Origin of the sequence: Enterococcus villorum (assembly GCF_007990225.1) — a bacterium.
Lineage (GTDB): Bacteria > Bacillota > Bacilli > Lactobacillales > Enterococcaceae > Enterococcus_B > Enterococcus_B villorum.
The window spans coordinates 163034-175727 of the sequence record NZ_BJWF01000002.1 but is presented as its reverse complement, the minus strand read 5'-3'; the positions used below and the strand labels follow the sequence as shown (position 1 = coordinate 175727).

General features: G+C 35.1%; 12 protein-coding genes. 1 reads left to right on the top strand and 11 read right to left on the bottom strand.

Annotated features, from left to right (window positions below; translation table 11 throughout):
- Positions 1–31: 31 nt before the first annotated feature.
- The 10 genes from EVI01_RS01920 to EVI01_RS01875 form a co-directional block, all read right to left on the bottom strand.
- Positions 32–715, bottom strand: coding sequence for a Bax inhibitor-1/YccA family protein (locus EVI01_RS01920; protein WP_010751980.1), 684 nt, complete (start codon positions 713–715; stop codon positions 32–34).
- Positions 708–1193 (bottom strand): MaoC/PaaZ C-terminal domain-containing protein, encoded by a 486-nt coding sequence (locus tag EVI01_RS01915; protein WP_010751981.1) that lies wholly within the window; start codon positions 1191–1193, stop codon positions 708–710. The genes EVI01_RS01920 and EVI01_RS01915 overlap by 8 nt, the downstream gene beginning before the upstream one ends.
- Before the next feature lie 286 nt (positions 1194–1479).
- Positions 1480–2814: a UDP-N-acetylmuramate--L-alanine ligase gene (gene murC / locus EVI01_RS01910; protein ID WP_010751982.1), complete on the bottom strand. Its 1335-nt coding sequence runs from the start codon at positions 2812–2814 to the stop codon at positions 1480–1482.
- 186 nt (positions 2815–3000) lie between these two features.
- Entirely contained in the window at positions 3001–3750 is a 750-nt protein-coding gene (locus EVI01_RS01905; RefSeq protein WP_010751983.1) for a YdcF family protein, read from the bottom strand.
- A gap of 44 nt (positions 3751–3794) precedes the next feature.
- Positions 3795–4271: a SprT family protein gene (locus tag EVI01_RS01900; RefSeq protein WP_010751984.1), complete on the bottom strand. Its 477-nt coding sequence runs from the start codon at positions 4269–4271 to the stop codon at positions 3795–3797.
- A gap of 2 nt (positions 4272–4273) precedes the next feature.
- The gene (locus EVI01_RS01895) at positions 4274–6454 is read right to left on the bottom strand and encodes a Tex family protein (protein ID WP_010751985.1); all 2181 of its coding nucleotides are present in this window, start codon (positions 6452–6454) and stop codon (positions 4274–4276) included.
- Between the two features lie 213 nt (positions 6455–6667).
- Positions 6668–7399: a metallophosphoesterase gene (locus EVI01_RS01890; RefSeq protein WP_010751986.1), complete on the bottom strand. Its 732-nt coding sequence runs from the start codon at positions 7397–7399 to the stop codon at positions 6668–6670.
- Between the two features lie 233 nt (positions 7400–7632).
- The gene (gene trhO / locus EVI01_RS01885) at positions 7633–8571 is read right to left on the bottom strand and encodes an oxygen-dependent tRNA uridine(34) hydroxylase TrhO (protein WP_010751987.1); all 939 of its coding nucleotides are present in this window, start codon (positions 8569–8571) and stop codon (positions 7633–7635) included.
- Positions 8572–8845: 274 nt separating this feature from the next.
- Complete coding sequence (locus EVI01_RS01880; protein WP_010751988.1) at positions 8846–10147, bottom strand: PTS sugar transporter subunit IIC; 1302 nt, start codon at positions 10145–10147, stop codon at positions 8846–8848.
- Positions 10148–10160: 13 nt separating this feature from the next.
- Positions 10161–10778 carry an AAA family ATPase gene (locus tag EVI01_RS01875; protein WP_010751989.1) on the bottom strand — a complete coding sequence of 206 codons (618 nt, stop codon included), beginning with the start codon at positions 10776–10778 and terminating at the stop codon, positions 10161–10163.
- A 44-nt stretch (positions 10779–10822) separates the two neighbouring features.
- On the opposite strand from EVI01_RS01875, the gene EVI01_RS01870 reads away from it, so the two are divergent.
- Positions 10823–11515, top strand: coding sequence for a MurR/RpiR family transcriptional regulator (locus tag EVI01_RS01870; protein WP_010751990.1), 693 nt, complete (start codon positions 10823–10825; stop codon positions 11513–11515).
- A 661-nt stretch (positions 11516–12176) separates the two neighbouring features.
- On the opposite strand, the gene EVI01_RS01865 is transcribed toward EVI01_RS01870, so the two are convergent.
- On the bottom strand, positions 12177–12551 hold the full coding sequence (locus EVI01_RS01865; RefSeq protein WP_010751991.1) for a VOC family protein: 375 nt from the start codon (positions 12549–12551) through the stop codon (positions 12177–12179).
- Between the last annotated feature and the right edge of the window lie 143 nt (positions 12552–12694).

Genomic DNA, 12694 nt, shown 5'->3' with positions numbered 1-12694 from the left:
AACGTTGCTTCGATTATACATATTATGCGACTTAATTGTTTCTACCAAAAATTCTTAAGAACGCTAAGAATAAGTTGATGAAATCAAGATAAAGTTGTAACGCCAAGAAAACGGCAATTCCGCTATGAGCGGATCCATTTGATTGCAGATAAACTGTGCGGATTTTTTGGTTATCATAGGCGGTGATACCAGCAAAGATTACCACAAGAAGAAGTGAAATAAATAATTCTACCGCACTACTTCTTAAGATAAACACATTCAGGATCATTGCGATAATCACACCGATCAACGCAGCCATCCCTGCACGACCTACGCCACTCAAGTCTTTTTTAGTGAATACACCCACTAATGACATTCCTAAGAACATGCCAGTTGCTGTGATAAAGGCTTTTGTAATACTACCAATGTCGTACCAAGCAAGAGTAACGGCTAATGTTAAACCATTTAAGATAGAGTAAGCAATAAATCCACCGATTGCTAAACTTGGGTTCTTTGCTGCTTTGACTCCAAGAACAACAACTAAGATCAATTCGATGAGCCAAAGTCCTGTAAATCCTAATGGAAAGTTGCGGATAAATGTAAAGACTTGTTGCGGATAAACTTGCAACGCCAGATAAGAAATCACCGCACTTATCGCCAATCCCCCACCTAAAAAGCCATAAACCTTTGCATAAAATTGATTGATTCCTGATGTAACTGTTCCTTGATTATTCATATGATTCACCTTCACTTTCAAGTACGCTTTCTGTTTTTAGTTCTAACGGCGGTTGAACCAGAACTACTGCATCTAAGACTCTTCTTTCTTCGCCATTTGATGCTTCAACAGAAATTGTCACTACGTTTTTCATTTTGTCTACTTTGATGACCTCAAACTGAAAAGTCAATGTTTCGTAATGGAAAACTGGTTCAATAAAATTCACGGAAAAATTAACGACATGGGAGCCAGGACCAGGTAAGTGTTTGGAAATGGCACTTGTTATAATCCCCATCAACATGACTGAAGGAACGATTGGTTGATGATATTCCGTATTTTTTGCAAAATCATGTTGGATATATAATGGGTTGGCATCATTCGTTAGCCCTAAATACAATAGCAATTGATTATCTTCAATTGATTCTGTTAGAGATAACGAGTCACCTTCTTCTAGTTCATTGATTGTTTTTCCAAGTTTACGTGGTTTACTTATGTTCAAATTAGTAACCCTCCAGTTTATATATTAATCACTATTTATTGTACCAAAACACCTTAAAAAGGCAAGTTCCATTCCCTCAATTGAAAAAAGTTTAAGGAATACAAAATAAACATACCAAATTTTATTTTGTTATTTTATCCTTTTTTTATAAAAATAGATATTTTTATTGAAAAAATATTTATTTATGTATAAAAATGATCTCTATCTGCTAATTTTTTACTTTAACAAAATAGAGATCACTTGATTTATTTGCGCTCAAAAACATTTTGCTAAACGGATAAAACGTTTATAGAACATTTTTGGTTGTGTTACTTAATAATTTTTCATATGCATGTTCGAATTTTTGAACATCTCCTGCACCCATAAAAATAATGACTGCTTCATGGTAATCAAGCAACGGTGAAACATTTTCTTCACTGATGACTTGTCCACCTTTTTTAATTTTGTTTCCAAGGTCTTCGATTTTGACATCGCCTTGTTCTTCACGTGCAGAACTAAAGATATCACATAAATAAACTTTGTCTGCTAAATCAAGAGCTTCAGCAAACTCATCCATCAAAGCAATGGTACGTGTAAAGGTATGTGGTTGGAAGACTGCAATAATTTCTTTATCAGGATATTTTTGACGAGCACCATCAATCGTTGCTTTGATTTCAGCTGGGTGATGAGCATAATCATCAACAACCGTCATATCAGCAACAATTTTTTCACTAAATCGGCGTTTGACACCAGGGAAAGTTAACATTTCTTTTGCCACTTCTTCAAGGTCTAAATGTTCAAAATAAGCAACAGCAATCACACCTAATGAATTTAAAATATTGTGTTTGCCAAATGCTGGAACGGTGAAATGACCAACAAATTGATCTTTGTGGTATACGTCAAAAGCAGACCCAGTTGTTGTACGTTCAATATTTCGCGCTTGAATATCATCATCTGGCGATAATCCGTAATAATAAATCGGCACATCCGCTTGTAACTTTCTTAAATAAGCATCATCCCCATAAGCAAAAATGGCTTTTTTGACTTGGTGTGCCATTGTTTGAAAGGCAGTAAACACATCATCAATACTTGTATAGTAGTCAGGATGGTCAAAATCAATATTTGTCATAATGACATAATCAGGGGAATACGCTAAAAAGTGACGACGATATTCGCATGCTTCAAAAGCAAAAAATTCCGCTTGAGGATCGCCATGTCCAGTACCGTCACCAATCAAATAACTTGTTGGACGGATACCTGTCAACATATGTGAAAGTAAACCTGTCGTACTTGTTTTACCATGGGATCCTGTGACAGCAATACTTGTATAGTTTTGAATAAAATCGCCAATAAAATCATGGTAACGAACAACTTCTAAGCCCAATTCTTTTGCTCTTTGAATTTCTTCGTGCGTATCTGGAAAAGCATTTCCAGCAATCACTGTCATCCCTGGTTGCACATTTTCTGCGTTAAAAGGCAAGATTTTAATATTTGCTTTTTCTAAATCTCTTTGTGTAAAAAAATATTTTTCAATGTCTGATCCTTGTACTTTTAATCCTTGTTCATGTAAAACAAGTGCCAAGGAACTCATACCTGATCCTTTGATACCAACAAAATGATACAATTTGCTTTGATTTTCCATTTGAATCCTCTTCTCTTAAATATCATCCATTATTTATTTACTATTACAACACGTTCCCCATTATCGTATAAACGATGAAAAATTTCAACCAAATATGTTTGAGTTAGCTGATGCTTGTCATCGTTTCAAGTAATGAAAAAACAACAGATCTTTTTTTATTTCTACTGATTCTTTTTTTTACTTATTTTATGTGCGTAGGAAACTTCCATTTGTCGTGGAAGAAATCCGTTGATAAGCATCCCAGACGTTAGATGGTATATCGACATGATTCATGTAATTCTTTCCTTTTGGTCCATAGCCGTGTTCGTCATCATTCAAGCGAATCATTTCCCCTAAAACTAATGAGTAAAAATATTCCTTTGGCCATTGTTCATTTAGTGCTGAGGGGACAAAACGCAAACAAGGATTTAATTCAATGATTTTTGGAATAACTGGCACATAATTGATCCAATTCACCTTTTCTTTTTGCCAGACCTTTTCAAAAGTTGCCTTTGTTCGTCGTTGCAAGGTTGGGTCATTCATCAATAAAATTGATTCGGGTATTTTGCCTTTTGAACGAAGAATTTCTAAAGAATTTTGTGCGTTTTCCCCAGAGTTCGTCGAGTTTGTTTCTAAAATAAATACTTCATCAAGTATATGGTATTTATTTGTCAGATAGTGGAAATACATCTCACTTTCACTTTGTTCTTCATTGAATAAAATGCCTTGATTGGCGAAATTTTTTCGAAGAAATTTGGTCGCATGACCAATACCGCCTACTAAAAAAATTTTCTCGACTTGTCCATTTAAATAAAGCGCCGCTGCTTTATCAGCTAGAATTGGCAAGCAATTCCCTGCTAGAATCACTAATGGTGCCGATATTCTTGTCTCGTTCGGTTCAGCTAAAAAGGATAGTAAACAATTCCAATCCTTTAATTGATCCTCTTGATTCTTCATTGCATCCTCTCCTTTTTAGGTTTTTGTTTTTTCGATTCTTTTGATCACTCATTTATCCTATTTGGACTTTTTACAGTTTTTTGCCAACTCAATTTACCACGGCATTTTCCGCAAACATATCGTTTCGTGTCAATTTTACGTTTACGATAAATATTGGTTTCACACTCCTGGCATTGATACCATTCGATTTTGCTTATTTTTTGAGAAGAAACTGCTGGGGCATAGCGAAGCCCCCCAGTTTTTTTTAAAAGAGCTTTAAAATCTGCATCTTGGTGTCGGTACCCTTTCTTCAATAGGTGTAAATGGTAGTGGCACAATTCATGCTTGATAATGCCCACTCTGGTTGCTTCATCTACTTCTTGAAACATTTTAAAATTGAAGTCTAAATGATGATCGGTCAAATGATAGCGCCCTCCAGTGGAGCGTAAACGCTTATTGAAGACTGCTTGGTGTTTAAATGGCATTGAAAAACAAGTTAAGGAAATTTCTTCAACAAGTTGTTGCAATTCTTCTTGTGTCACTTTTAATCCTCATAAGGAGACAGCATAGTCAAACTGATTCTGCCTTTGTTAGAATCGACTTCTTCAATCCATACTGTCACGACATCGCCAACAGAAACAACGTCAGTGGGATGTTTGACAAATTTTTTGCTTAATTTAGAAATATGCACTAATCCATCTTGTTTTACACCAATATCTACAAAAGCACCAAAGTCAATCACATTGCGTACCGTTCCTTTCAATTCCATTCCTGGTTTTAGATCCTCCATGCTCAATACGTCAGAACGCAAAAGTGGTGCAGGCATTTCATCTCGCATATCTCTTCCCGGTCTTGTTAATCCTTCTAAAATATCAGCTAACGTTTCTTCGCCAACTGCCATTTCCTTTGCTAAATGCGTTGCGGATAAATGATTCAGTGTTTCTACTGCTTCTTTTTGTCCTAACTCTTTTTCAGATAAACCATGCGTTTTCAAAATTTCTTTAGCGATACTGTAGCTTTCGGGATGAATGCCTGTATTATCTAGAATGTTTTTCCCCTCTGGCACACGCAAAAATCCGATGGCTTGCTCATAAGCTTTTGGGCCCAAGCGAGGCACTTTCTTCAATTGTGCACGAGTCTCAAAGGCGCCATTTTCTTCTCGGTAGGTGACAATATTTTGAGCGGTTGTTTTATTTAATCCAGCAATATGCTGCAACAATTGAGGACTGGCTGTGTTGACATCCACTCCTACCTGATTGACGACCGTTTCTACTACAAAATCCAATTGAGCGGCTAAACGCTTTTGCGAAACATCATGCTGATACTGACCCACGCCTACCGCTTTTGGATCAATCTTAACTAATTCAGCTAATGGATCTTGTAATCGTCTGGCAATTGAAATCGCACTTCTTTCTTCGACTTGTAAAGTTGGAAATTCTGTTCGAGCGATATCACTCGCTGAATAAACAGATGCACCTGCTTCATTGACAATTGCATAATAGGTTTTGTGATCTGCTGATTTTAGCTGTTCCGCAACAAATTGCTCGGATTCACGACTGGCTGTTCCATTGCCAATTGCAACCATGTCTACTTGGTATTGATTAATCAATTGAACAAAAGTAGATCCTGCTGCTTCACGTTTTGCTTGTGGAGCTGGTTTATGTGGGTAAATCACTTCAATAGCTAAAACTTTTCCTGTTGCATCAACGACTGCCAGCTTACATCCTGTTCGATAAGCTGGATCAAATCCCAAAACAACTTTTCCTTTCAAAGGAGGTTGCAACAAGAGATTACGCAAGTTTTCTCCAAAGATGGCAATGGCTTGTTCATCAGCCTTTTCTGTCAATTCATTGCGAATTTCTCGTTCGATGGCAGGTTGAATAAAACGTTTATAACTATCCTGGTAAGCCGTTCTCACAAATATAGCTGCTGGTGACGTTTCACTTGTGATTAATTGCCGTTCCAAATAAGTAAAAATAGCTTCTTCTTCTACTTGGAGAGCCACTTTTAACACGCCTTCTTTTTCGCCACGGTTGGTTGCTAAAATTCGGTGAGACACGATTTTGTGAATCGGTTCGGAAAAATCATAATACATTTCGTATACCTCTTTTTCATCTAGTTCTTTCTTTTTCACTACGCTGACATATGAACCTTTGTTATACGTGTAAGAACGTATCCAAGTTCGATATTTTGCACTGTCGCTGACTTCTTCTGCAATAATTTCATGTGCTCCTTGTAAAACTTCTTCAACGGTGTGCACTTCTTTTTCTTCATTGATATATTTTTTTGCTTCTTCTTGCACATCGCCATTAGGCAATTGGCGTAACCATTGGGCAAATGGTGCTAATCCTTTTTCTTTGGCAATGGTTGCTTTCGTTCGACGTTTTTGTTTGTAGGGACGATATAAATCTTCCAGTTGTTGCATTTTTACAGCGCCAATAATGTCTTTTTCTAGTTCCGGTGTTAGTTTTCCTTGTTCATCGATCAAACGAAGAACTTCTTGCTTTCTCTTTTCTAAATTCTCAAGATAAGCATAACGTTCTTCAATCTCTCTAATTTGTACTTCATCTAAACTATTCGTCATTTCTTTTCGATAACGTGCAATAAATGGCACCGTATTGCCTTCATTCAATAAGTTCAATACAGTCACAATTTGTTTGGAATGATATTCAGTTAGCTCTTTTTGAACCAATTGAATAATCGTTTGATTTACATTTTCTACCATCAAGATGCTCCTTTTCCACTAAAAAATCATTCTTACCAATTTATGTTTCAATTGAAAAGAATGATCATTTCTCTTGTACTTGTCTATTTTAACATACTTTGTAGCAACGAATAACCAAACAAATAAGACAGAACAAAATCCTCTAAAAAATAAACAAAACTTGGCTTTTTTGCCTCATCTGCAAAGATTGATTCTCTTACGTTATACTTTTTACTAAATGCCTTGCCAAGGACCTTCATTGTTTTGGTATTCAATGTCTTGAACAATTCCTTTTTCATTGAAGATAACGCCGTGCATGGATCCGCCAAATACTGCGCCTCCGTCGATCCCAATTTTCTGATCTTTCTTCCATAAATCTGTTGTTTCCATGTCTCCATGTAGCATAGGTGTAATTGTATGGCCAAATACAATGGTTTTTCCTGTCTGGTTCTCGCCTTCATGGAATGCCTCTCGAATCCAAATGAAATCATGAGGACTTGTTTGATGCCAATCTTTTTTCGACAAATCTACCCCAGCATGAACAAATATGTAATTTTTCCATTCATAATAAAGTGGACGTTCGCATAAAAAATCAATTAATTCACTGTATCTCGAGCGAATCATCATCGCTATTTCAGTAGGTGAATATTCTTCAGTTGCTCCTGTGTGTAACAAACTTTCAATTGTTTCTTTCCCCCCATTACGCAAGTAAGGTTCGTACCAATCTTCTGGCTCTTTGAGAAAATCTAAAAAATATTCTTCATGATTTCCACGAAGATAAATAGCACCTGTTTCTTTGACCAATCCCATTCCCAATAAAAAGCATTCCTTAGTTTTTGACCCACGATCATTCAGATCGCCAATCAACACTAATTGATGAAGCAATGGATCATATTCTTTTACTAGTTTTTCAAACAGATCATATTTCCCATGGACGTCACCGATAGCATAAATAAATGGTTTCATTGCTTTTTCTCCTTTTCTCTTTAAGTAACAACAAATGTAAATCAACTTAGAAAAAGTTTGAATATTATCTAAAATTTTAACTTGTTATTTGGTAAATAACAAATAAATACGCAAAAAAAGCCTAATCCAGAAAAAAATCGTAGAAAGCTGTTCAAAATGATCACAGAATCGATTTTGACCTTCCATTATTCTACCATTCATGACTGTTTCGGCTTATTTTAGTTTTTATCTATTCATCCAAAAGAAGCTAATTTTGCTTCAATTTCTTCGTTTGATAATTGATGCTCTTTGAGATAGCGATTTTGAGGGTGTTTCGCACATTCTATGCAACAAGAGCCTAAATGTTGCTCTTCATTTTCGACAGAAGTTAAAAACTGTCGATTACATTCAGGATTGCCACAGTTGATGTATCGTTCACAAGGCGTACCATCGAACCAATCTTTTCCTACAATCTGTTTATCCACATGGTTGATGTCAACTGCAATACGTTCATCAAAAACATACATTTTTCCATCCCATAATTCGCCTTGGACTTCAGGGTCTTTTCCATAAGTCGCAATGCCTCCATGCAATTGTCCCACATCTTTGAATCCTTCTCGTACTAACCATCCAGAAAATTTTTCACAACGAATCCCACCTGTGCAGTAAGTGACTACTCGTTTGTCCATAAATTCTTCTTTATGGTCTCTTATCCATTGTGGCAATTCTCTAAAACTACGGATTTCCGGACGCACGGCGCCACGAAAATGACCAAGATCGTACTCATAATCATTTCTTGCGTCAATCACCACAGTCTCTTCATCTAAAATTGCTTCTTTAAATTCCTTCGGTGATAAATAATTACCTGTCAATTCTTTGGGATTGATGTCCTCTTCTAGTTTCAATGAAACAAGCTCAGGTCGGGCACGGACAAACATTTTTTTAAATGCATGCCCATCGCTAGGATCAATTTTAAAAAAAGTATCAGCAAAGCGAGCATCGTTATGCATCTCTTCTATATATTTCTCAGTTTCTTCGATTGTTCCAGATAAGGTACCATTAATCCCCTCAGTGGCTACTAATATTCTGCCTTTTAAATTTAACGATTGGCAAAAAGCAAGGTGTTCTTTTGCGAATTGTTCAGGGTCGTCAATTGTTGTGTAATTATAATAAAGTAATACTTGATAATCCATCGTTTCTTTCCTTTCTTCTTTTCCTTCGAAAATAGTATAGATAAGAAAAACAGGTTTGACGATATTTTTGCTTGTGTAATGATGTTCAAGCAACTATGTTTACATAATATAATTATAGTTATGTATAATCAACTTAGCTGATTCTCTTCAAAACATTCATTCAATAACTATAGGCCATCAGCTTACAATTAAGATTTCAGCTGATAGCCTATGAAATTTATAAAATCAATTTTTTTCAAATAAGCCGAACAAATCCATTAACGTACAAATAAATTTATAGCTCTTCATTCACTAACTTTGTTTTGTTATTTTCCATCACTTTGAAAAAAGGATAATAGATGATCGCACTAATGAATATCAATATCAGACAAAAAACAATATTTCGCCAATCCATGCTTGAAAGATAGGCTTGCGCAAAAAACGGAGTGAATGAAGGATCAACGATAAAACCAATACCAATTAAGCCAATTTTTTGAGCAAAATAAGTTAGCAATAAAGAAATGACGGGCGTAATCAAAAATGGAATAGCTAGAATTGGATTAAACACAATCGGAAGTCCGAAAATGATTGGTTCATTAATGGAACAAATCCCTGGAATAATAGATAATTTTCCAATCGTACGATATTCTGAAACTTTGCTACGCATCATCAGAATAACTAGCCCAAGTGTCCCCCCTGCACCACCTAAAACAGAAATACGAAACATTTGTAAATTCATGAGGTGGGTCATCTCTTCCCCGTTAGCCATTTGCTCTGCATTCAGACCAGTTTGAGCCATTCCTAAGGTAAATACAATGGGAAAAATAATCGATGATCCATTAATCCCAAACAACCATAAGATATTTCCTAAAGTTACGATTAACAAGAACCCACCAAGACTTCCAGCAATGTTAGTCGCAGGTGTTAAGATGTTCATGATTGTTTCTGGAAACATATTGTTAGTCATACTCAAAAAAATGAGATTCGTTCCATAAAAAAGGAGAATATTTATTAACAGTGGAACTAGTGTATTGATAAAAGTCGCTACCATTGGCGGTACGGTATCTGGTAGCTTTAGTTTAATATTTTTCACTTCAAAAATCCGATTAACTTCCACGACTAACAGTCCAATGATAATTGCCACAAACAAGCCATTGGTTCCTAAATAGTGTAAATTTATGGTTCCATCTTTTACTGGTGTACATACCATTAGAAAAATAACGGATGCGACCATTCCATTCATTGATGGATTGATTTTGTATTCACTTGCAAGAGAAAAAGCAATACCAAATACACTAATTAGTCCGATAATTCCCATAGTTAAATCATAAGGAGCGGTAATTAAATCGTAATTAGCCACGGCAAAATCTTTCCATCCCGCCAAAAATTTCATAAATAGGTTGGCTGTTTCTGGATGGTATTGATTTAAGTCAATGGGTGGATTAGCAAAAATTAGAAAAAAAGAACCGATGACAATAAACGGCAGGCTAAACATCATACCACTAGAGATTGCTTTAAGATGACGCTGATTCCCGATTTTTGCAGCGATAGGACTAAGCATATCATTAAGTTTTGTAATGATAGTAGAATTTTCCATGAAGATGCCTCCTTTACACTTGCCAAGGGTTAAAAACGAAGGTACTTGTAACGACATGATTTGGGTCATATTTTTTTAGAATTTCTTCATATTGTTCTTTATAGTTGTTGTCTATTTTTGCTTGAGGAATCACTTTGCTGGCTTCATGTAAAAAATGTTCTGAACCTCTTCCCATTTCTTGCCCACGAATCGTATGCTTATCTAGCGCAATATCTGGAATTTCAGGAACATATCCCATAGCAAAATTCTTTATAACAATATTTTTAAGTAAATCAGAAGAGCGGTCTTTTTCAGATCCACATAAATAACGAATTGCATGAAAGAAAAACATAGCCCGATCAGATTCATTGTATTGAAATTCCTTGCGCATTATATTCAAATTATTGATCATAATTGCTGCCATAGGATTCCCCATGCCAATATCCTCTACGCTGATAGCCAATAATCGTCGCCATAATTTCTCTTCAAATTGTGGCGAAGTAATATACATTTCATAGGCAATTTCACAGGCTTCTTTTTCTTTTCCTCGACGAATTAATTTTTGTAATGCCGAAATCACTTCGTCGCCTCGCAGACCATTTCTAGTAAGCATTTTTGCCCAAGGGTCTTGAATAAAATTTTTTTCTGTCATATCATAATACTCCTAACTAAAGAATCGAATTTGAGGTGAATCTTATGAATACTGAAACGCTAATTGAAAAATATCAGTTAAATGATTCAGAAGCTGCTGTTCTACGATTTATGGATAACAACCGCAAAGAACTAAAAAATTTAGGTATTCGTGACGTGGCAAAAGAAACCTATGTTTCAACTGCAACAATCATCAATATGGCGAAAAAAATTGGATATTCTGGTTATAGTGAGCTAGTATTCGCCTATCAAAACAGACAAGCAACAAGCAATTTTTCTCAGTCTTTCTCAACACTTGAGAAAGAGAAATTCATCCACTTACTATCCATCTATCGTGAAAAAAGAATAATGATCCTAGGGTCAGGCTTCTCTCAAAATATAGCCAATCATTTTTCTGAAACATTAAACCTTTATGGATTTCGTGCAACAGCAAACAGCCATTTAGAATTTCTTCGAAAAAATGTTGAAAAAGACGTTTTAATCATTATTGTTTCAAATTCTGGTGATACGTTTCGCTTAACTGAACTTGCAGAAATGTCAAAAAAGCATCATATCGATTTAATTGCTTTTGTTGGGGAAAAGAACTCTAAAATTGGCCAACTAGCAACTTTAACCATCAGTACACAGACTTATACACCACAAGTTTTATCCACACATCAACCTAATTTTTTCTTTGGAACAGCGTTAAATCAATTTGAACAGTTACTAAGTGAAGCACTAAAGTTTATCTTTGATTAGAAGAATAAGGTGGCCACTGTTTCTTCATTTTTTAATATAAATGTTGAACCAATCATTTTAAGTAATTTCTGAAATTTAAAAACATGTTTTTAAATTTACAAAATTGTTTAATAAAATTTTTAAATTATAAAGTAACACTTGCCTTGTCATAAAATATAGGAGAGAAATGTAGCCATTAGTTATTTATTATTTTCCCAAACCAACATAACCATACAGCTAAGCAAGGCTTACTAGAGATAGAACAAAAATTTTATTTTAGTATAAAAAATCACTATTTTCAGTCTCTAGCTGATTCTTCTCTATTCAAAGAAGATTTATAGATTCTTCCGTTTAAAATAAGGATCTAATCTTAAGTAAACAGCATTTGAATTTTAGAAAATATTCGTTACAAGAAAGTTTTCCATAACAGTATCAAGGCAACAAAAATTAGGTAGCATTAGCTAACCATGATTGGTTAAATAATGCTACCTAATTTTCGTTGAACATTTTTATGTTTTGTTATCTTTTCTCTTTGCTATTCTCTTATTCTTGGTTACTCTACAATTTCATTTAGCTCTACTTTTTACTATGTCTTTTTTATTCCATAAAATAGGAGACTAGAACTATTAGGAATCATCTTTTTGACGTTTAATAGCTGATGCCTTTCAATCTCTTATCCTATTTATTCTTTACCTGTAACTGCAAAATAATTGCCATCAGGATCAGCAAAATTAAAGACGTATTCTTCTCCTAATTGTACTAGATCACCTAATGTCGTTCCTTGTTCTTGCATTTTTTTATAAAGTTCAAACACATTTTCACTATAAAACATTAAGGAAGGTGAACTTCCAGCAACTTCTGGTGAGTGTTGTTCAATAAATTCGCGATCATATAATACCAGCGAAGCAGTAGCTGTTTCAGATTGAGCGATTTCGACAATTAATGTTCCATCCATTTCTTGGCGATCGATTTCTTTGAAACCAATTGCACGCCAAAAAGCTACGTTTTTTTCAACTCCATCCACGTAGAGCATGATTTTCATTTCGTTCGTAAACATCTTTCATTCCTCCCATATTTCTCCTCATTAGAAGCCATAATCTTTACTAGTTTAGCATACAGATACTAGAAAATCTATGTTTCTCACGTTACGTGTCGGAAAGTAGATTATTTGATTGAATAAATTTAGTGATTAGTCGTTAC

What these genes read in the sequence shown, in the direction of transcription:
- EVI01_RS01865 (WP_010751991.1), bottom strand. Translation starts at nt 12,551, where the DNA reads ATGTTTACGAACGAAATGAAAATCATGCTCTACGTGGATGGAGTTGAA.
- EVI01_RS01870 (WP_010751990.1), top strand. Translation starts at nt 10,823, where the DNA reads ATGAATACTGAAACGCTAATTGAAAAATATCAGTTAAATGATTCAGAA.
- murC (WP_010751982.1), bottom strand. Translation starts at nt 2,814, where the DNA reads ATGGAAAATCAAAGCAAATTGTATCATTTTGTTGGTATCAAAGGATCA.
- EVI01_RS01895 (WP_010751985.1), bottom strand. Translation starts at nt 6,454, where the DNA reads ATGGTAGAAAATGTAAATCAAACGATTATTCAATTGGTTCAAAAAGAG.
- EVI01_RS01890 (WP_010751986.1), bottom strand. Translation starts at nt 7,399, where the DNA reads ATGAAACCATTTATTTATGCTATCGGTGACGTCCATGGGAAATATGAT.
- EVI01_RS01875 (WP_010751989.1), bottom strand. Translation starts at nt 10,778, where the DNA reads ATGACAGAAAAAAATTTTATTCAAGACCCTTGGGCAAAAATGCTTACT.
- EVI01_RS01880 (WP_010751988.1), bottom strand. Translation starts at nt 10,147, where the DNA reads ATGGAAAATTCTACTATCATTACAAAACTTAATGATATGCTTAGTCCT.
- trhO (WP_010751987.1), bottom strand. Translation starts at nt 8,571, where the DNA reads ATGGATTATCAAGTATTACTTTATTATAATTACACAACAATTGACGAC.
- EVI01_RS01905 (WP_010751983.1), bottom strand. Translation starts at nt 3,750, where the DNA reads ATGAAGAATCAAGAGGATCAATTAAAGGATTGGAATTGTTTACTATCC.
- EVI01_RS01920 (WP_010751980.1), bottom strand. Translation starts at nt 715, where the DNA reads ATGAATAATCAAGGAACAGTTACATCAGGAATCAATCAATTTTATGCA.